15 protein-coding genes and 2 pseudogenes are annotated in these 18919 nt (G+C 73.6%); 9 read left to right on the plus strand and 8 right to left on the minus strand.

The genetic code is table 11. The features are described from left to right. Positions 1-180 precede the first annotated feature (180 nt). Positions 181-714 carry a hypothetical protein gene (locus FGF04_RS09125; protein ID WP_149510755.1) on the plus strand — a complete coding sequence of 178 codons (534 nt, stop codon included), beginning with the start codon at positions 181-183 and terminating at the stop codon, positions 712-714. A 77-nt stretch (positions 715-791) separates the two neighbouring features. On the opposite strand, the gene FGF04_RS09130 is transcribed toward FGF04_RS09125, so the two are convergent. Further along, a complete protein-coding gene (locus FGF04_RS09130) occupies positions 792-1787 on the minus strand; it encodes a LysR family transcriptional regulator ArgP (RefSeq protein WP_149510756.1) in 996 nt (331 codons plus the stop codon). Positions 1788-1854: 67 nt separating this feature from the next. On the opposite strand from FGF04_RS09130, the gene FGF04_RS09135 reads away from it, so the two are divergent. Then, on the plus strand, positions 1855-2520 hold the full coding sequence (locus tag FGF04_RS09135; protein WP_149510757.1) for a LysE/ArgO family amino acid transporter: 666 nt from the start codon (positions 1855-1857) through the stop codon (positions 2518-2520). Here the strand turns inward: FGF04_RS09135 and FGF04_RS09140 are convergent. Then, positions 2506-3393 (minus strand): annotated as a pseudogene (locus FGF04_RS09140) (DMT family transporter); the annotation flags it as partial. The gene FGF04_RS09135 and the pseudogene FGF04_RS09140 overlap by 15 nt on opposite strands. A 97-nt stretch (positions 3394-3490) precedes the next feature. Here FGF04_RS09140 and FGF04_RS09145 point away from each other — a divergent pair. The 3 genes from FGF04_RS09145 to FGF04_RS09155 all read left to right on the plus strand — a co-directional run bounded on the left by FGF04_RS09145 (position 3491) and on the right by FGF04_RS09155 (position 6103). Further along, positions 3491-4096: a TetR/AcrR family transcriptional regulator gene (locus tag FGF04_RS09145; protein WP_149510758.1), complete on the plus strand. Its 606-nt coding sequence runs from the start codon at positions 3491-3493 to the stop codon at positions 4094-4096. A 135-nt stretch (positions 4097-4231) separates the two neighbouring features. Beyond that, positions 4232-5635 carry an MFS transporter gene (locus FGF04_RS09150; protein ID WP_235882249.1) on the plus strand — a complete coding sequence of 468 codons (1404 nt, stop codon included), beginning with the start codon at positions 4232-4234 and terminating at the stop codon, positions 5633-5635. Positions 5636-5740: 105 nt separating this feature from the next. Beyond that, on the plus strand, positions 5741-6103 hold the full coding sequence (locus FGF04_RS09155) for a DUF4180 domain-containing protein (protein WP_149510759.1): 363 nt from the start codon (positions 5741-5743) through the stop codon (positions 6101-6103). 35 nt (positions 6104-6138) lie between these two features. Here FGF04_RS09155 and FGF04_RS09160 read toward each other — a convergent pair whose 3' ends face one another. From FGF04_RS09160 to FGF04_RS09175, 4 genes and pseudogenes are all read right to left on the minus strand, one after another. After that, complete coding sequence (locus tag FGF04_RS09160) at positions 6139-7047, minus strand: Gfo/Idh/MocA family protein (protein ID WP_149510760.1); 909 nt, start codon at positions 7045-7047, stop codon at positions 6139-6141. Positions 7048-7240: 193 nt separating this feature from the next. Next, positions 7241-9403: a 1,4-alpha-glucan branching enzyme gene (gene glgB, locus FGF04_RS09165; protein WP_149510795.1), complete on the minus strand. Its 2163-nt coding sequence runs from the start codon at positions 9401-9403 to the stop codon at positions 7241-7243. A gap of 127 nt (positions 9404-9530) precedes the next feature. Further along, complete coding sequence (locus FGF04_RS09170; protein ID WP_149510761.1) at positions 9531-10940, minus strand: maltokinase N-terminal cap-like domain-containing protein; 1410 nt, start codon at positions 10938-10940, stop codon at positions 9531-9533. A gap of 14 nt (positions 10941-10954) precedes the next feature. Further along, a pseudogene (locus FGF04_RS09175) lies at positions 10955-11638 on the minus strand (alpha-glucosidase C-terminal domain-containing protein); the annotation flags it as partial. 224 nt (positions 11639-11862) lie between these two features. Between FGF04_RS09175 and FGF04_RS09180 the strand changes: the two are divergent. Next, entirely contained in the window at positions 11863-12723 is an 861-nt protein-coding gene (locus tag FGF04_RS09180; RefSeq protein WP_149510762.1) for an alpha/beta fold hydrolase, read from the plus strand. Between the two features lie 61 nt (positions 12724-12784). Here FGF04_RS09180 and FGF04_RS09185 read toward each other — a convergent pair whose 3' ends face one another. Further along, complete coding sequence (locus FGF04_RS09185; protein WP_408055598.1) at positions 12785-13513, minus strand: NPP1 family protein; 729 nt, start codon at positions 13511-13513, stop codon at positions 12785-12787. 253 nt (positions 13514-13766) lie between these two features. Between FGF04_RS09185 and FGF04_RS09190 the strand changes: the two genes are divergently transcribed. The 3 genes from FGF04_RS09190 to FGF04_RS09200 all read left to right on the plus strand — a co-directional run bounded on the left by FGF04_RS09190 (position 13767) and on the right by FGF04_RS09200 (position 17735). Next, positions 13767-15518: an ArnT family glycosyltransferase gene (locus FGF04_RS09190; RefSeq protein ID WP_149510764.1), complete on the plus strand. Its 1752-nt coding sequence runs from the start codon at positions 13767-13769 to the stop codon at positions 15516-15518. Between the two features lie 765 nt (positions 15519-16283). Next, complete coding sequence (locus FGF04_RS09195; RefSeq protein WP_149510765.1) at positions 16284-16970, plus strand: 2-phosphosulfolactate phosphatase; 687 nt, start codon at positions 16284-16286, stop codon at positions 16968-16970. Between the two features lie 120 nt (positions 16971-17090). Further along, the gene (locus FGF04_RS09200; protein ID WP_149510797.1) at positions 17091-17735 is read left to right on the plus strand and encodes a DUF6629 family protein; all 645 of its coding nucleotides are present in this window, start codon (positions 17091-17093) and stop codon (positions 17733-17735) included. A 69-nt stretch (positions 17736-17804) separates the two neighbouring features. Here FGF04_RS09200 and FGF04_RS09205 read toward each other — a convergent pair whose 3' ends face one another. Beyond that, positions 17805-18809, minus strand: coding sequence for a helix-turn-helix transcriptional regulator (locus tag FGF04_RS09205; protein ID WP_149510766.1), 1005 nt, complete (start codon positions 18807-18809; stop codon positions 17805-17807). Positions 18810-18919 lie beyond the last annotated feature (110 nt).

The following is an 18919-nucleotide window of genomic DNA, read 5'->3' on the forward strand; positions in this document are numbered from 1 at the left end:
GGACGTGATGTGCAGCACCCCCGGTCGACGGCCGTGACGCCTGGGGCCCGGGTTCTGGCTGCGCACGGCTTGATCGGCGATCAGCCGGGGCAAAATCCCTGGCCAACGCCCATTCCGCTCATTTGACACCCCGTCGTCCGCAGAGATAGGAAGCAGCCCTCTGAGGTCGAGAGGTGGACCGTGTACGAACCGAATGTGGTCGGGGACTGGCAGGAGTACGACGACGGGCATGCCGGCCTGCGCGTCCGCGTCCACCGCCTGGAAAAGGCCGAGCCGCCGCGCGGGCGGGACGACGCCGCCGAAGGGCTGGTCTACTTCCGGTTCCGGGTGACCGTCGAGAACCGTGCGACGGAGCACTTCGGTATTCACCTCGAAGACGGTCAACTCGACATCCGGGCCGGAAACGACGGCGAAAGCGCCTTCCTGGACTGGCGCAACTCCCAGTTCATCGAGGGCTTCGACGTCTACCCGCTGCGCCGGGTCACCTCCGTCCTGTACGCCGCCGCGCCGGAGGGCTGCCTGTCCCTGGTGGACGTCCAGGTCCAGTTGAAGGTCGACGACGAGTGGACCGAGCGCTACCTCTGGTCGGGCGGCATCGGCGCGCACGACCCGGCCGTCGGCGTCGGCGCCCGTACCGACTCGGCCGTGGACAGCCTCGCCGACCAGGTGATCAGCTTCCTGGAGCGGGAGGCGGGGCCCGGCCCGGCGGCGTGACGCGCCACAGGGGAGTGGCGGCCCGTTCGGACGGTCCCTCCGCCCGTTCCGTTTCGTCCCGTCCCGTCTCGTCCCGTTCAGCCGGTCGGGTCGCGGTCCAGCGTCCGTGCCGCCTCCGCCCTGACCGCCTGAGCGACGGCCGCCAGGGCCGGGGAGCCGAGCTTCCACTGCTGCCAGAACAGCGGGACGTCGATGTGCCGGTCCGGTGCGAGCCGTACGAGCCGTCCCGAGCGCAGCAGCGGGTCCGCCTGCACCTCGGGGACCATGCCCCAGCCCATCCCGGCGGCGACGGCCTCGGCGAACCCCTCCGAGGTCGGCACCAGATGCCGCACCGCACCCGCGCCCCGCGCGTCCGGGGCCGGCTCCCTGTCCGGAGCCGACTTCCCGTCTCGGACCGGCTCCCCGTCTCGGACCGGCCCGCCGCCGTGGGCCGGCTCGCGGACGAACGCGTCCTGGAGGTCGTCCCGCCGGTCGAAGACGATCACGGGCGCGGCGCGCAGGAGCTCCCGCGACGGGCTGCCGGACCGTCCGCCGAACCACCGCGCCACGAAGGAGGGGCTCGCCACCGGCACGTACCGCATGCGTCCGAGGGCGTGCACGGAGCAGCCCGGCACCGCGTCCGGCGACGAGGTGACGGCCGCCATCACCAGCCCCTCCCGCAGCAGCGCGGCCGTGTGGTCCTGGTCCTCGCGGCGCAGCTCGTAGCAGAGCGGCAGGTCCGCGGGCACGCGCGTGAGCGCGGGCAGGAACCAGGTCGCCAGCGAGTCGGCGTTCACCGCGATCGGCAGCCGTGTCGGCTCCCCGGTGCCGGACATGCCCAGCTCGGCCCGGGTGTCGCGCTCCAGGGCGGCGAGCCGGCGCGCGAAGCGCACGACGGCCTCCCCCGACCCGGTCGGCCGGACCGGCTTCGTGCGCAGCAGGAGCACCCGTCCGGTGCGCTGTTCGAGGGCCTTGACCCGCTGGCTCACCGCGGACGGCGTCACGTGCAGCACGGCGGCCGCGGCCTCGAAGGTGCCCTCGTCCACGACGGTCAGCAGGGTCCGCACCTGGTCGAGCGGCAGGTCGGTCATCACGACGGCTAAGGATACGTAAGAATCTTTAGCTGTACTTTCCGGTGGCCGGTTTCCTAGCGTGGGCGCCGTGAACAGCGCACTGACCGCCACGGCCGCCGGGTTCGGCACCGGCCTCTCCCTGATCGTCGCCATCGGCGCCCAGAACGCCTTCGTCCTGCGCCAGGGCGTCCGCCGCGACGCGGTGCTCGCCGTGGTGGGCATCTGCGCCCTGTCCGACGCGGCGCTCATCGCGCTGGGCGTCGGCGGGGTCGGCGCGGTGGTGGTGGCCTGGCCGTCGGTGCTGACCGCGGTCGCGCTGATCGGCGGCCTCTTCCTGATCGGGTACGGGTGCCTCGCGGCGCGGCGGGTCCTGCGGCCCTCGGCGCTGGGCATGGAGTCCGGGGCCGCCGGTGCCATCGGAACGGCTGGTGCCGCCGGGACGACCGGGGCGGCCGGGACCGCCGGCTCGCGGCGGCGGGCCGTCCTCACCTGCCTGGCGATGACCTGGCTGAACCCGCACGTCTACCTCGACACCGTGTTCCTGCTCGGCTCCATCGCCGCCGACCGCGGGCCCTGGCGCTGGACCTTCGGTCTCGGTGCGGTGGCCGCCAGCCTGGTCTGGTTCGCCGCGCTCGGCTTCGGCGCCCGGCTGCTCAGCCCGCTCCTGGCCCGGCCGTCGGCGTGGCGGGTGCTGGACGCCCTGATCGCCGCGACGATGATCGTGCTCGGGGTCACGCTGATCGCCGGGGCGTGAGCGCCCGCGCCGGTCCCCGCGGTGCACGACGACGACGGCCAGCAGGCCGAGCGCGAGCCCCGCCGCCGTCTGCACGCCGAAGTGCTCGCCGAACATCAGCGCGCCCCACACGGCGGTCACGGGGGCCATCAGGAACATGAGCGTGTTGACCTCGGTCACCCCCGAGCGCCGCAGGATCAGCCAGTACAGCCCGTACCCGCCGAACGTGGAGAGCACCACGAGCCACACCACCGCGGTCCAGAAGGAACCGTCCGCCGGCGGTGTCAGGCCTCCGGTGGCGGCGGCCAGGGCGGTGAACACGAGGGCGCTGGTCACGGCGTGGACCGTCATCGACACCATCGGGCGGACGTCCGTGCGGGAGCGGCGGTCGAGGAACGTCGCCGCGACCAGGCTCAGCATGCCGAGGAAGGGCACGAGGTACGCCCACCACGCGACCCCCGTCGCGGCGCCCGCGTCGGCCGCGGTCACGACGACCKCCCCCGCCACGCCCAGGCCCAGCCCGAGCCACTGGGCGCGCGACACGGCCACGCCGAGCAGCGGCCCGGCCAGCGCGCCGGCCACCAGGGGCTGCGTGCCGTCGATGAGGGCCGTCGTCCCGCTGGAGACGCCCAGCTCGATCGCGTAGTACACGGTCAGGAGGTAGCCGCTCTGCGACAGCAGTCCGACGACGGCCTGCCGGAGCAAGTCGCGCGGTCCGAGCCCGCGCCAGGAGGAACGGGCGGCGGTCAGGGCGACGGCGCCGAGGACGAGGGCCAGAGGCAGGAAGCGCCACATCAGGAGGGTGAGCGTGGAGGCGCTGCCCGACCCGAGTTTTGCCCCGATGAAACCGGAGCTCCAGGCCACCACGAACGCGACCGACAGGAGAACGTTCACGACACCGCACACCTCCATAGGTGGTCGGCCGACCCGAAAGTAGACCGATCTGTATACCCGTGGAGATCGAGTATACAGATCGGTCTACAATGGGTGCATGAGCCCTGCGGAAGCGCCCCACCGCGTACCGATGACCCCCGCCGCCCGCCGTGCCCTGACGGCGGCGGGGCGGCTGTTCTACGAGCGCGGCATCCACGCCGTCGGCGTCGACCTGATCGCCGCGGAGGCGGGCGTCACCAAGAAGACGCTCTACGACCGCTTCGGCTCCAAGGACCAGCTCGTCGTCGAGTACCTCGCCGACCGCGACGAGCGCTGGCGGGCCCGCCTCGCCGAACGCCTCGACGCCTGCGCGTCGCCGCGGGAGCGCGTCCTGGCCGTCTTCGACGTGTCGCGCGCGTGGATGGACGAGAACAGCCCCAGGGGCTGCGGCATGGTCAACGCCCACGCCGAGATCGACGACCCGTCGCACCCGGCGTACGCGATCATCACCGGCCAGAAGCAGTGGATGCTCACGCTGTTCACCGACCTCGTGCGCCCGCTGGCACCCGGCTCCGCCGAGAGCCTGGGCCGCACCCTGATGCTGCTCCACGAGGGCGCGCTCGTCGCCTTCGGTCTGCGCGTCTTCCCCGGGGCGCTGGAGCAGGCCCGGGACCAGGCGGCGGCACTGCTCGACGGGGCCGTCGACCGGACCCCCGCGGGCTGACCGGCCTTACCCCGCAGCGTCCCGTCCCTGTCCACGTACCGACCCGCCGCGCGCCGATCGCCGCGCATCGGCGATAGTGAACCCGACCGAAAGATGTATCGGGCAATCACAGTGGTCAGAGCAATCAGGACGGGCGTGGACACCAGCAAGGGCAGGGCGGACGACAGCGTGGAACGGCACACCCAGGACGCCAGCCCGCCGGACCGGACGGACTCCGCGGACGCACCGGACCGGACGGACGCGCCGGACCGGACGGGTCCGGCGGCTCCGGAGGGCCCGGCCGACCCGGCGAGGACCGGGTGGCGCCGCTGGGCCATGGACKCCCGGCCGCTGCGCCGGCCCGCGTACCGGCGCCTGTGGTCGTCGACCATCGTCACCGCCGTGGGCAGCCAGCTCACCGCCGTCGCCGTGCCCAAGCAGATCTACGACATCACCGGGTCCTCGGCCTGGGTCGGGTACGCGAGCTTCGCGGGCCTGCTGCCCCTCGTCGTCTTCGCGCTCTGGGGCGGGGCCATCGCGGACACCGTGGACCGGCGCAAGCTGCTCCTCGTCACCAACACCGGCATCGCGGTGACCTCCCTGCTCTTCTGGGTCCAGGCCGCCACCGGACTCGGCTCGGTCGCCGTCCTGATGGTGCTGCTCGCCCTCCAGCAGGCGTTCTTCGGCCTCAACTCCCCGGCCCGCCAGGCCTCCATCGCCCGGCTCGTGCCCCCGGAGGAACTGGCCGCGGCGAACGCGCTCGGCTCCACGGTCATGCAGACCGGCCTGGTCGCGGGCCCGCTGCTGGCCGGGGCGCTGATACCCGTGGTGGGCCTGGCCGAGCTCTACCTGATCGACGCCGTGGCCCTGTGCGTCACGGTGTGGGCCGTCCACCGCCTGCCCCCACTGCCGCCCCTGGCCACCGCCACGGCGAAGGCCGGCCGGGCCGGGCTGCGGGGGATCGCGGAGGGCTTCCGCTACATCTCGCTGCACCAGGTGCTGCTGCTGTCCTTCCTCGCCGACATCATCGCCATGGTGTTCGGCATGCCGCGCGCCCTGTTCCCCCAGCTCGCCTCCGAGACGTACGCGTCGTACGACGAAGGGCTGGCGCTCGGCCTCCTGTTCGCGGCGGTGCCCATCGGCGCGGTGCTCGGCGGGCTCCTGTCGGGCACCTTCTCCCGCATCCGCCGGCACGGCCTCATGGTCATCGTCGCCGTGGTCGCCTGGGGGGTGGCCGTCACCGGATTCGGGCTGAGCGCCAACCTCTGGGTGGCCGTGGCGTTCCTCGTCGCCGCCGGGGTCGCCGACATGGTCTCCATGGTCTTCCGCGGGGCCATCCTCCTGTCGGCCGTCACCGACGAACTGCGGGGCCGGATGCAGGGCGTCTTCACGGTCGTCGTGGCGGGCGGCCCGCGACTGGCCGACGTCCTGCACGGCACGGCCGGATCGGCGCTGGGCCCCCGCGCGGCGGTCGCGGGCGGCGGCCTGCTCGTCGTCGTGTCCATGCTGGTGCTGGCCGCGACGATGCCCGCGCTGCGCCGCTACGGCGCGAGCGCCTGACCGGCCGCGAGGACCCGGAGTACCGGACCGGCCAGGGGCCCTGCCCGGGGCCCCGCCCGGGAATTGCGTCGCCTCCGGCCGCGTACGGAACTAGCCTCGCCCTCCATGAACACCTTGCGGACGATCCATGACGTGCCCGTCCTCCTGTGCGCCGCCGAGGGCGGGCCCATCGGCGGCGAACGCGACGCCCTGGACGTCATCGGCGAGGCCTCGTACCAGGGCGCGCGCTGGGCCGTCGTCCCCGCCGAGCGGCTCGACGGGGCGTTCTTCCGGCTGAGCACGCGCGTCGCCGGCGACATCGTCCAGAAGTTCGCGAACTACCGCCTCGGGCTCGTGGTCCTCGGGGACATCTCCCGCCACACGGCGGACAGTTCCGCGCTGCGCGACTTCGTCCGCGAGTGCAACCGCGGACAGCAGACCTGGTTCGTCGCCGACGCCGACGAGCTGGCGGAGCGGCTGCGGGGCTGAGGGACGGACCGGCTGCGGGGCCGGGGGCGGATCGCTCAGCCGGCGGCGTCCGCCGCGGCCCGCGCGATCAGCTCCTGGAGGTGGAGACCGCGCCGGGCGTCCAGCTCGCCGGGCACCCCCGTCCGCACGGCGCCCGCGAAGGCCCGGCGCAGCACCGGCCAGCACGCATCGTGGTCGAGGTCGGCGCTGTCGTACACGAGCCCCGGACTCTGCGGCCCGAACAGCTCGACCCGCATGATCCCGTGCTCCACGGCGACCGACCCGGACAGCGAGGCCTGGCTGACCGCACCGCTCTCGTGCTCGCAGGTCAGCTCCACCCACCGGTGCGGGTCTCCCGTGCCGCGGATCCGCACGACGGGCCCCAGGGCGGCGTCCAGCAGGTCCAGGATGTGGGGTCCGATGTCCAGCAGCGCCCCGTGCTCAAGACGCCAGGGGGTCGCGAAGTCACCCCCGAGGAAGGCTCCGCTCAGGCCGGCCGCACGGGCGCCCGACACCTCGATGTCCCGTGCGGCCCGCAGGAACTCCTGCGCCGCGGGGTGGTAACGATTGGTGAGGACGACCTGCGAGACGACGCCGGCCTCGTCGATCGCGTCGACCAGCCCCCGGGCGGACGGTACGTCGAGCCCGATCGGCTTCTCCAGCAGCAGGGCCTTGCCGGCCTTGGCCGCGCGGCCCGCGAGGTCCGCCTGGACGTCCGGCGGCACCGCGAAGGCCACCGCCTCGCAGAGGTCGAGCAGCTCCTCGAAGCGCGACACGGCGACGGCCCCGTACGGCTCGGCGGTCTCCCGCGCCGCCTCGGGGCGCCGCGCCCACACCGCCGTCAGCTCGGTCTCGGGGCCGGCGGCGAGCACGGGCGCGTGCACCCCGCGCGCCCAGGGGCCGGCGCCGACCAGGCCGACCTTGACGGGGGAGTGGGGCCAGGGGGAGGGGGTGGTGTCGGCCACGGGAGTCCAATCTGCGCTGCGGAATCGGTGCCGGAGGGCGGCCACCGTGCAACGAACGACCGGGACAGGAGGTGCCCGCCGTGACACGGGACATGCCCGCCGTGCCACGGGACCTGCCCGCCGTGACACGGCACGGGCGGCCCGCCCATGACACGGGACGGGCCCTGCACACGTCCGGCCCTCCGGAGACGTTCTAGGCCGGCCGCAGCCACACCGTCGCGAGCGGCGGCAGCGTGAGCCGCACACTGGCCGCCCACCCCTGCCACCCCTGCGCGTCTGCCTTGACGGGACCGGTACGGGTGACGCCGCTGCCGCCGAAACACAGCGCGTCGGTGTTCAGGACCTCCTGCCAGGCCCGCACGTGGTCGGGCACCCCCAGCCGGTAGTCGTGCCGCACCACCGGCGAGAAGTTGGAGACGGCCAGCAGCGGCGACCCGTCCGCCGCGAAGCGCAGGAAGGCGAAGACGTTGTCCTCGGCGGCGTCCCCGGCGACCCAGGCGAACCCGGCGGGCGAGGTGTCCCGCTCCCAGAGCGCGCGCGTGGCCCGGTACCGCGTGTTGAGCTCGCGCACCAGGTCGCGTACGCCCCGGTGGTCGGCCTCGGCCCCGTAGGCCGGATCCAGCAGTCCCCAGTCGGGCCCGTGTTCCTCCGACCACTCGGCGCCCTGCGCGAACTCCTGCCCCATGAACAGGAGCTGCTTGCCGGGGTGGGCCCACATGTAGCCCAGGTAGGCGCGGTGGGTGGCCCGCTGCTGCCACCAGTCGCCGGGCATCTTCGACACCAGCGCCTGCTTGCCGTGGACCACCTCGTCGTGCGAGATGGGCAGCACGTAGTTCTCGCTGTACGCGTACACCATCGAGAAGGTCATCTCGTTGTGGTGGTACTTGCGGTGCACGGGCTCGTGGGCGATGTACTCCAGCGAGTCGTGCATCCAGCCCATGTTCCACTTGAGCCCGAAGCCGAGGCCGCCGGAGTCGGTGGAGCGGGTCACGCCCTCCCAGGCGGTCGACTCCTCCGCGATGGTCACGATCCCCGGCACCCGCCGGTACAGCGTCGCGTTCATCTCCTGCAGGAACGCCATCGCGCCGAGGTCCTCCCGGCCGCCGAAGGCGTTCGGTGCCCACTGCCCGTCCTCGCGCGAGTAGTCGAGGTAGAGCATGGAGGCGACGGCGTCGACCCGCAGCCCGTCGATGTGGAACTCCTCGCACCAGTACACCGCGTTGGCGACGAGGAAGTTGCGCACCTCCACCCGGTCGAAGTCGAACTCGTAGGTGCCCCAGTCGGGGTGCTCGGCGCGCCGGTCGTCCCCCGGCTCGTACAGCGGCTCCCCGTCGAAGCGGGCCAGCGCCCAGTCGTCCTTGGGGAAGTGCGCGGGCACCCAGTCCATGATCACGCCGATGCCCGCCCGGTGCAGGGCGTCGACGAGGTACTTGAAGTCGTCGGGGCCGCCGAGCCGCGAGGTGGGGGCGTAGAAGCCGGTGACCTGGTAGCCCCAGGAGCCGCCGAAGGGGTGCTCGGCGACCGGCATCAGCTCCACGTGCGTGAACCCGAGGTCGCTGACGTACGCGGGCAGCTCGTCCGCCAGCTGACGGTACGTCAGGCCGGGCCGCCAGGACGGGAGGTGCACCTCGTACACCGAGAACGGCGCCTCGTGCACCGGCCGGTCACCGCGGTGCGCCAGCCAGTGCGCGTCGTCCCACTCGTAGTGCGAGGCCGTGACGACGGACGCCGTGTCGGGCGGCACCTCGGTGCGGCGCGCCATCGGGTCGGCCTTGAGGAACCGGTCCCCGTGGCGGGAGGTGATCTCGAACTTGTACCGCACGCCCTCGCCGACACCGGGCAGGAACAGCTCCCACACCCCGGAGGAGCCCAGCGAGCGCATCGGGAACTGCGTGCCGTCCCAGAAGGTGAAGTCCCCGGCGACCCGCACGCCCCGCGCGTTCGGCGCCCACACCGTGAAGCGAGTGCCGGCCACGCCCTGGTGCTCCATCGGCTCGGCCCCGAGCGCCCGCCACAGCTGCTCGTGCCGCCCCTCCCGGATCAGGTGCAGATCGAGCTCGCCCAGCGCCGGCAGGAAGCGGTACGGGTCGCCCACCTCCAGCTCGACACCGCCCGCGTACCGGACCAGCAGGGTGTACTCGGGTACGGAGTCCAGCGGCAGCACGCCCGAGAAGAGGCCGTCGCCCTCGCTGTCCAGCACCATCCGCAGCCCGTCGGGCAGCGCCACCGCCACGGACTCGGCGAACGGCCGCAGCGCGCGGACCACCACACCGTCCGGCACCGGGTGCGCCCCCAGCAGGGAGTGCGGGTCGTGATGGGTTCCCGACAGCAGTCGCTCCCGGTCCGCCCCCTCCATCGAGGACACCGGCTCCCGCGGGCCGGGTCCGCCCGGCACCACCCCGGCCGGACCCGCCCCGTTGGGTCGGACGTCCTTGGACGACGGTGGGGTCAGGGGTACGGAGATGTTCCGGGATGCCACGGTGTCAGCCTCCTTGGGCGCTGTGGAAGGACGGGACCGGCGTGTGCGGACCACCGGATGACGCGGGGTGCTGCTGGGCCAGGCGGGCGATCGCCGCCATCGGCACGGGCAGCCAGTCGGGCCGGTGCCGTGCCTCGTACAGGGCCTCGTACACGGCCCGGTCCGTCTCGTACGCGCGCAGCAGCTCGGGCTGCGCGCGGGGATCCCACCGCGCCTGGGCGGCGTACCCGGCGCAGTAGGCGTCCCGGCAGCGGCGCGCCCACTCCGGCCGCCACGGGTGGCGGCTGCGGGCGGCGTAGTCGAAGGAGCGCAGCATCCCCGCGACGTCGCGCACGGGGGACTGCGGCTGCCGTCGTTCGGCGACGGGACGGGCCGGCTCGCCCTCGAAGTCGATGACGGACCACCGCTCCCCGGCCCACAGCACCTGGCCGAGGTGCAGATCACCGTGGATGCGCTGCACCGGCCGGCCCGAGTCGAGGACGGCGAGTTCGTCGAAGGCGCCCCGCAGCCCCTCGACGTGGGGGAGCAGCTCCGGCACCGCCCGGCTGGTCGCCTCCAGCCGCGCGGTCATCGCGGCCGCGAGCCGCCTGCTGCCGTGCCCGGCCGGCGCACCGAGGGCGAACGCCGCGGCCAGCGCGACGTGCACCTCGGCGGTCGCCCGCCCCAGCTCGTACGCCTCGTCCGTGAAGTGCCGCCCCGCGGTGAGCGCTTCGAGCGCCAGGGTCCATCCGTCGACGGCGTCCGGCAGGAACGGCTGGAGCACGCCGAGCGTCGCCGCCTGCGGCTCCGAGGTCCGGAACCAGGCCACGGGGGCCGGGACGCGGGTGCATCCCTGGCGGGCCAGGGCCCAGGGCACCTCCAGGTCCGGGTTGACGCCGGGCTGGACCCGCCGGAAGACCTTGAGGATGTACGCATCCCCGTACACCAGCGAGGAGTTGGACTGCTCGGCGTCGAGGAGGCGCGGTGCCAGACCGGCGGGGACGGACACCTTCGGATCCCGCTCGAACCGCAGGGGCCCCGCCGTCCCCGCGGTGCGCAGCCGCTCCAGGAGCAGATCGGCCGACCGCGGCTCCTGGAGGGCGTCGTACACCGTCAGGCCGGCCAGCGGCCCCTCGCTCGCCCGCCCGATGCGGGCGTGGGCCAGTCGGGGAGGCAGTACCTCCCCGACCCCGAGGAACAGCTGGTAGCAGTCGTCGGGCGCCGACGCGGAGGAACTCCGGCCGGTGCGGACCAGCAGGTGCAGACATGCCGGGTGCAGCTCCGTCACCGAGAGCAGCGTCAGCTCCGTGACCCGTCGGCCCTTGCCCGCGAACCAGCGCTGTTCGGGCAGCCAGGCCCGGAGCATGTCCGCGAGCGAGATCAGCAGATGAGCCGGAGTGTGGCCGCTGGGGCGGGGTGAGACGACCTTGCGCATGACGACCCGTCCTTTCAGGAGCACACCGTCAATCGGCGTTTGGTGAGCGGTGCCGTGTCCTTGCGGAGGCGGAACCAGTAGAAGCCGTGGCCGGCGAGGGTGAGGAGGTAGGGCAGTTCGCCGATGGCGGGGAAGCGGACGCCGCCGATGAGTTCGACGGGGTGGCGTCCGGCGAAGGTCTGCAGGTCCAGTTCGGTGGGCTGGGCGAAGCGGGAGAAGTTGTGCACGCACAGCACSAGGTCGTCTTTGTATTCGCGCAAAAAGGCGATGACGGCGGGGTTGGAGGAGGGTAGTTCGGTGTAGGAGCCCAGGCCGAAGGCGGGGTTCTGTTTGCGGATCTCGATCATGCGCCGGGTCCAGTGGAGCAGCGACGAGGGGTTGCTCATGGAGGCTTCGACGTTGGTGACCTGGTAGCCGTGGACGGGGTCCATGATGGTGGGCAGGAACAGCCGGCCGGGATCGCAGGAGGAAAAGCCCGCGTTGCGGTCGGGGGTCCACTGCATGGGGGTGCGCACCGCGTCGCGGTCACCGAGCCAGATGTTGTCGCCCATGCCGATCTCGTCCCCGTAGTAGAGGATCGGGCTGCCGGGCAGGGACAGCAGCAGGGCGGTGAACAGTTCGATCTGGTTGCGGTCGTTGTCCAGCAAGGTGGCCAGGCGCCGTCGGATGCCGATGTTGGCGCGCATGCGGGGGTCTTTCGGGGGTCTTTGATGGATGCCGATGTTCATGGATATGAACGATGAGTGCATGCGTGAAATCCTGGCGATCGGTGAACCTAAAGGTCTGAACCAACCGCGTCAAGAGGTGAAGCGAAGACGGGCGGACGGGCGCTCCTCCGTACACGTCCTTACGATGAGGAGGACCGCCGGGCCGTCCCGACGGTCCGCGTGCGAGGGGGGCCGACCGCGTCAGGAGGGCCGCCGTGAGCGCGATCGCGGTACAGGCCGCACACCTGCGGAGCGGACTCGTCCTCCCGTACGCGCGGGCGGGCCGGCCGGACGGCGTCCCCGTCGTGTTCGTGCACGGGATCGCGGACTCCTGGTGGACGTTCGAGCCCCTGCTCGCGCGCCTGCCCGTCGCGCTGCGCGGGTACGCCCCCACCCAGCGCGGCCACGGCGACGCCGAACGGCCCCCGCACGGCTACGCCCCCGAGGACTTCGCCGGTGACCTCGTGGAGTTCCTCGACGCCGTGGGCGTCCGGCGCGCGGTCCTGGTCGGCGTGTCCAGCGGCGGGGTGGCCGCGCGGCTGGTCGCGGGCAGCCACCCCGACCGGGTGGCGGGCCTGGTCCTGGCGGGCGTCCCCGCCACCCTCGCCGACAAGCCTGCCGCGACGGCCCTGGCGGAGGAGGTGCGCGGTCTCGACGGCCCCGTACCGCGTGCCCTGGTCGAGGAACTGCTGCGTGGCCTCACGGCCCGGCCGCCGGGGCGCGGACTCCTGGCGACGCTCACCGAGGAGAGTCTGAAGGTGCCCGCGCGGGTGTGGCGGGAGACCCTGCGCGGCCTGCTGGAGACGGACCTCGCGGCCACGCTGCGGGGCATCCTGGTGCCCACGCTCGTGCTGTGGGGCGACGCCGACGGCATCCTGCCGCGCGCCGACCAGCAGCGGATCCTCGACGCGGTCCTCGGGGCGCGGCTCCTCGTGTACGGGGGCGCGGGCCACGCCCTGCACCTGGAGGAGCCCGAACGGCTCGTCCAGGACGTCGCCGCCTTCGCGGCGGAGGTCCTGCCGGACCGGCGGGACGGCGGCGCCCCCGGCGCGGGCCGGGACGCCGCCGCCCCCTGACGGCCGCGGCCCCCGACGACAGGGCCCCGGCAATCAGGATGCTCCGCGGTGCGGTGCCCGCTCAGGCGTTGGGGTCGAAGGCGATCCCCGACGGCTTGGCCGACGCGAGGTGCGAGTTGAACGTGCTGTCCTTGATGCCGAGCGTCGCACTCCCGAAGTTGTACGAGGTCAGCGTGGAGCGCAGGGTGCCCGGGTAGCCGTTCCAGCCGACCAGCGGCGGGCGCTGCCAGGTCCCCTTGTGGTTCTCCGGCGGCTCGTCCCCCGCGGTCGCGGCGCGGAAGCAGTGCGTGCTGATCCCGTCCTTGTGGTAGACGACCTTGGCGTGCGTCCCGTCCCAGCGGATCGCCGAGCGGTTGTGCACGGTGAACGAGCCGTGGTTGGACGTCGAGACGTACTGCGCCTCGTTGTTCTGCACCCACACCACGACGTGCTCCCAGTCGTGCCGGTGCCCGCCGAGCCCGCTGCCGGCCACGGCCTGATCCTTCTCGAAGTAGGAGCCGTAGACGATCGCGCACCAGCCGTTGTTGCACTTGGAGCGCGAGTAGGTGTTGACGCTGTCCAGGTCGGAGGCGTCACGGCACTGGCCGTTCAGCGCGCCGCTCGGGTTGAGCCCGCCGTTGACGGTCCCGTCGGGGCCGATGGCCGCCGTGGCGTAGCAGCCGTCGGTGTCGTAGTCGTAGGCCGGCTGGAACGTCGAGTCCAGCGCTTCCGCGTTCGCGGGCAGGGCGGGGGGCGGCGCCGCCAGGGCGGTGGCCGGGAACACGAGGACCAGGGCCGCGGCGCCCGCCAGGACGCCTAGCGACTTCCGGCCCCAGCGCCGGGATCCGAGGGACTTCGATGCCGGTCTGCCGTTCACAAGCGTCCTCCTCATCGGCCCTGCGCAGGCCAACGCCCTGTATGACATGTGCAGTTCAGGGTCCCGGCTTTTCACCCCCGTGCCAAGAGGCCCCAGGAGGCACAACGGTTACGGAGCGCCCAACACTTGTGGCCCGTCCGACCCAAGAACGTCACACACGGGGAGGGTTGGTGGAAAGCTGTGCCGCATGAGCGCGCCGCGGGCCGTCCCGGCCGACCCGGCCGGAGGCGGCGGGCCCACCGCACCCCACCCGCCCGGACCGCCGGCCACGGCCGAACGCCCGGACCGCCGCAGGAAGTTGCTGCGGTACGTCCGGTCCGTGCGGCGCCGGCGGTGGCCCTACGCGCTGGCCGTCCTCGCGCTCCTCGCCCAGATGGCGATCGCGATGGTCACCGCCGCCGTCGAGCAGACCCCCACCATCGACGAACCCGTGTACGTGGGGACGGCCGAGGTCTACCTCAAGGAACGCAGCCTCCGCTACAACCCCGAGCACCCGCCCCTGGGCAAGCTGGTCGTCGCCGCCGGCCTGGTGTTCACCGACGCGCACCTGGACCGCGGCTTCACCGGCAGCCAGAAGGCGCTGGGCCGCCACGTGCTGTACGAGGCGGGCAACGACCCCGACCGGCTGATGCTCGCGGCCCGCCTGCCCGTGATCGTCCTGACGCTGCTGTTCGGACTCGTCGTCCTCGCGTTCGCCCGCGACCTGACCGGCCCGGCCGGCGGACTCGTGGCGCTCGCCCTGTACGCGTTCTCCCCGGACGTGATCGCGAACGGCTCGCTGGCCACGCTCGACGTACCGGCGGCCGGGTTCCTCCTCACCTGCGCCTGGCTGCTGTGGCGGGCCCGCGAACACCCGCGCCTCCATCTGCCCCTCGCCGGTGCGGCGTTCGGGGCGGCAGCGGCCACCAAGATGAGCGTGCTGCCGCTGTTCCCGGTGCTGATCCTGTCGGCCCTCCTGTCCCACCTGCACGCCCGCCGCACTCCCGGACCGGACCGCCGTGCCCGGGCGAGGCTCCTCCTGCACGCGGCCGTCGCCGCCGTCGGCACGGCGCTGGTCGCGGTCGCCGTCGTGTGGGCGGCCTACCTCGTCGTCGACCCCCGGCTGCGCTGGGCGGCGGACGCGAACGTGCCGGACATCCCCGGGATGCGCGGCCGGGTGGCGGCGTGGCTGCCGTTCCCGGAGGCGTACCGGGACGGCATGCGCATCCAGTTCGGCTTCGAGTACGACGTCTGGCAGGGCTTCCTCTTCGGGCGGCTCTACGAGGGCTCGCTCTGGTACTACCTGCCGGCCGCGCTGCTGGTGAAGACCCCGCTCGGCGCGCTCGCGCTGTGGGGCGCGGGCGCCGCCGCGCTCCTGGCCGTACGCCGGCTGCGCCCCGCCCTCCCGTACGTCCTCCTCCCCGCGGCCGTGCTGCTGGCCGTCTCCATGAACGGCGCCCGGGACCTCGGCGTGCGGTACGCGGTCTTCATGCCGATGTTCCTGGCCGTCGCCGCCGCCGCGGTGACGCTCCTGCGCCACCGCGCCGTCCCCTGGGCGACGGCGGCGCTGGTCTGCTTCGTCGCGGTCAGCTCGCTGCGCACCTACCCGTACTACCTGCCGTACTCCAACGAGGCCTTCGGCGGACCGTCCAGGACCCATCTGCGGCTGCACGACTCGAACGTCGACTGGGGCCAGGACCTGGGCCGCCTCGCGGACCACCTGCACCGTCACCACTCCGGCGAGCGGGCCTGGCTCGTGTACAAGGGCGCGGGCGTGCCCGCCCACTACGGCATCGACGCCTCCGATCCGCTCAAGGCCCCGCTCGGCGAGGTGCACGGACTGCTCGTGGTGTCCGACTCGGCGGTGGCGAAGGCCGACGGGCGGCTGGCCGCGCTGCTCGCCACCAGCACGCCGGTCGACGAGGTCGGCCACTCGATCACGCTCTACCGGCGCCGCTGACACCGGCCGCCCCGGGAGGTCGGTTCCGTCACAACCGGCGCTCGTGCCCGTCCCGTCGGGCCGGCGCGAGGGTACCGTCCCGTCATGACGACGCGGCGGACGAGGGGACGCGGCGCGGCCAGGGCGGTCGTGACCGTTCTCCTGTGCCTCCTGGTGGCGCTCCCCGCGCGCAGCGGCGCCGCACCCGACGCGGCGGCGGTACCGGACGGGTCCCGGAGCCACTACGTCGGCACCTTCAACATCTACGGGAACATCGGCCACCGGGGCGACGCGGGCGGCTGGATCAGGGACGAGGCCGACGCCATCGGGGACCTCACGGAGGGCGACCTGGACCGGTGGCTGTTCATCGGTCTCCAGGAGGTCTGCGAGGCGCAAGGGGAGCGGTTCGCGCGGGAGTTGGGCATGCGCAGCGCGTTCGTCGACACCGGTACGAAGTGCGCCGTTCCTGCACGGCGGATGGCGGCCGGACGGCGTCCACCCGCTCGGCGCCGACGGCCCGGTCCTCCTGGCGGGCGACCTGAACGCACCGCCCGCCGCACCGGAACTGGACGTCCTGTACGGCGCCGGCCGCGAGGCGGGCGGCCCGCGCGAGACCGGTCCGCAGTACGCCCGGCCGACCTACGACGACGGCCGCAAGATCGACTACCTGTTCTCCTGGGGCGAGGGCGACCCCGGCCGCTGGCAGCGCGCCGCGGTGCGCCGGACGCCCAATTCGGACCACGGCTTCTACTACGCCGAGTGGTCCCGGGGCGCCAGAATGGGGTGATGGGCCACCACTTCGTCGGCATCCCGGACCTGACCGGCGTCCCCCGCGTCGCCGTCGTCATCGACGTGATGCGGGCCTTCACCGTCGCCGCCTGGGCCTTCTCGCGCGGAGTGGAGAAGATCGTCCTGGCCCCGACGCGCAGTGCGGCACTCGCGCTGAAGGAGAGCAACCCGGGCTGGCTCGCCCTGAAGGACGGCGCCCCCGCGGCGGGCTTCGACGCGGTGAACTCTCCCGGTCTGCTCAGGTCCCGCGACCTCACCGGACGCACCCTGGTGCAGAAGACGACGGCGGGAACCGTGGGCGCACTGGCCGTCGCGGACGCACCCCTGGTCCTGTGCGCGAGCTTCGTGGTGGCCGGCCCGACCGCGCGGTTCCTGCGCGAACAGGCCCGCGGCCCGGTGACGTTCGTCGTCACCGGCGGGGAGGGCCGGGCCGAGGAGGACCTGGCCTGCGCCGAGTACATCGGCCGGTGCGTCACCGGGGACGAGGTGGAGGCGGGCCCGTACCTCCACCGCGCGAGGACCTCCCGGGCCGCGGCGGACCTCGCCGCCGGGCGGCGCGGCGGGTACCACCCGGACGACGTCGATCTCTGCCTGGAGCTCGACCGGTTCCCCTTCGCGATGACGGCTCACCGGGAAGGGCCCCTGACGGTACTCCGGCGGCGGACGGCCGGATCCGGCGGCTGAGGGCGGCCGGTGACAGGGCCCGAACGGCGGTACCGGTCACGGTGCCGGGACGCCCGGCACCTTAGCGTGAGCACGGCAGGCACGGGACACGGAACCCGTGCGACGACCCCCGGGGGCGTGATGTGCTTCAGTGCGACGGCCGATCTCGTGGCCGGCTCCGCGATCGCGGCCGTCGGCGTGGCCTGCGTGGCCCGGGCCCGCGGAACGGCCGACCTGCCGCTGGCCGGGCTGCCGCTGCTCCTGGGCGTCCACCAGATCGTCGAGTCACTGGTCTGGCGCTCCGGCGGCGGTCAGGGGCCCGCCACGGTCGTCTGGGCGGCCATCGCGCTGCCGCTGCTCGCGGTGTGGGTGCCGGTGGGGGTGCTGTGCGTGGCACCGCGCAGGGCCGTACGCCCGCTGCTGGTCCCGCTCGCCGCCGGCCTGCTCACCGCGGCGGTGCTGGCGTACCGCCTGGCCACGCACCCCGTGACGGCCGACATCCGCGGCCACACCGTCGGCTACGCCGTCTCCCTGCCCGGCGCGGAGGTCCTGGTGGCGGGCTACCTGCTGGCCACGATCGGCTCGCTGCTGCTGTCCGCCACCGGCACCCTGCGCCTGCTCGGCGTGCTGGTGGCGATCGGCGCGGCACTCTGCTGGCTGCTGTGGAGGACCGAGTTCATCTCGACCTGGTGCGCGTTCGCGGCGGTGTGCTCGCTGGTCCTGTACCGCTGGGTGCGGGAGCGGTCGGCTCCCCGGACCACCGACCGCGTACCGACGGGGTGGTGACGGGAACGCGGGCCGCGCGGCCAGGTCCCGGCCGTCCCGGTGGTCCCGGCCGTTCCGGCCGGGCGTCCGTCACAGCCAGCCCCGGCGGGCCGCCTGCCAGGCCAGCTGCATCCGGGTGGCCGCGCCGGCGAGTTCCATCATGCGCTGGATGTGCCGCTGCACCGTCCGGCGGCTCAGGCCCAGTTGGGTGGCCACCGCCTTGTCGGTGACCCCCGCCACCAGCAGGGCGAGCAGCCGCCGGTCGACCGCGGACAGCGGGTCCGGGCCGCCGACCCCGTCGGTCCCGGCGACCGCGCCCGCGTCGTCGACGTCCAGCGGGACGGCGTCCTCCCAGTAGCGCTCGAACAGCGCGATGAGCGCGGCGAGCAGATTGCTGTCCCGCACCAGCGCGGCGGTCGGTTCCTCGGGGCTGCCCTGCGGTCCGCCGGGCACCAGCGGGCAGATCGCGATGGCGCGGTCCGCGACCGCCAGCCGCAGCGGCAGGTGCGGCACCGCGCGGGCCACCTCCCCGGCGCGCACCCCCGCAACAACGTTGTCAACGGCTCCCTCGTCGTCGAAGAACGCCTTCTCGTACAGCACCCGGTAGCGCACCCCGCGCCCCAGCGCCTCGAACTCCGACTCGTTGCTGCCCGAGGGCATCGCCACGTACTGGGCCTTGCAGAACCAGAGCATCTCGTCCTGGGCGCTCGCCTGGATCTGGCGCAGGTGCTGGCGCAGCGCCTCGGAGCCGGTGATGACCTCGATCAGCTCGCTGGCGTCCCGCCGCCGCATCGTGTCGCGGTACACCTGCAGCAGACCGGTGGCCTCGGCGCGGGCGAGGTCGAGCGCGTCGGCGTTGCGCTTCAGCCGGGGCATCAGCGCCACGTCCGGGGGAGTGGCCCGGAAGCGCCGCGGCAGCACGTCGGTGTGGCTCGCCATGCCCTTGACGGTCAGCGCGTCGAGCACCGCCTCGGCCTCCGCCGGGCTCAGCCCGGTGCGCGCGGCGACGTCACCGGCCGAGGCCTGGCCCGCCGTCACCAGGTGCCGGTACACGGACTCCTCGGCGTCCGACACCCCTGCGGCCTCCAGTGTCATGGCGCCCTCCCCGCGACCGACCGGCTTTCACTGATCGGACACCGTACTGCACGGGTGTTACAGGCGGTGAGGGCGAGCGGGCCGTCCTGCGCCCCGCCCACCCCCACCTG

This window comes from Streptomyces apricus, from assembly GCF_008369065.1.
In the GTDB taxonomy this organism is placed as follows: Bacteria; Actinomycetota; Actinomycetes; order Streptomycetales; family Streptomycetaceae; genus Streptomyces; species Streptomyces apricus.

Bases quoted from the DNA above. Each gene is read 5' to 3' on its own strand.
- FGF04_RS09145 (WP_149510758.1), top strand. From the start codon at position 3,491: ATGAGCCCTGCGGAAGCGCCCCACCGCGTACCGATGACCCCCGCCGCC.
- FGF04_RS09155 (WP_149510759.1), top strand. From the start codon at position 5,741: ATGAACACCTTGCGGACGATCCATGACGTGCCCGTCCTCCTGTGCGCC.
- glgB (WP_149510795.1), bottom strand. From the start codon at position 9,403: ATGGAGGGGGCGGACCGGGAGCGACTGCTGTCGGGAACCCATCACGAC.
- FGF04_RS09170 (WP_149510761.1), bottom strand. From the start codon at position 10,940: ATGCGCAAGGTCGTCTCACCCCGCCCCAGCGGCCACACTCCGGCTCAT.
- FGF04_RS09190 (WP_149510764.1), top strand. From the start codon at position 13,767: ATGAGCGCGCCGCGGGCCGTCCCGGCCGACCCGGCCGGAGGCGGCGGG.
- FGF04_RS09195 (WP_149510765.1), top strand. From the start codon at position 16,284: ATGGGCCACCACTTCGTCGGCATCCCGGACCTGACCGGCGTCCCCCGC.
- FGF04_RS09200 (WP_149510797.1), top strand. From the start codon at position 17,091: ATGTGCTTCAGTGCGACGGCCGATCTCGTGGCCGGCTCCGCGATCGCG.
- FGF04_RS09205 (WP_149510766.1), bottom strand. From the start codon at position 18,809: ATGACACTGGAGGCCGCAGGGGTGTCGGACGCCGAGGAGTCCGTGTAC.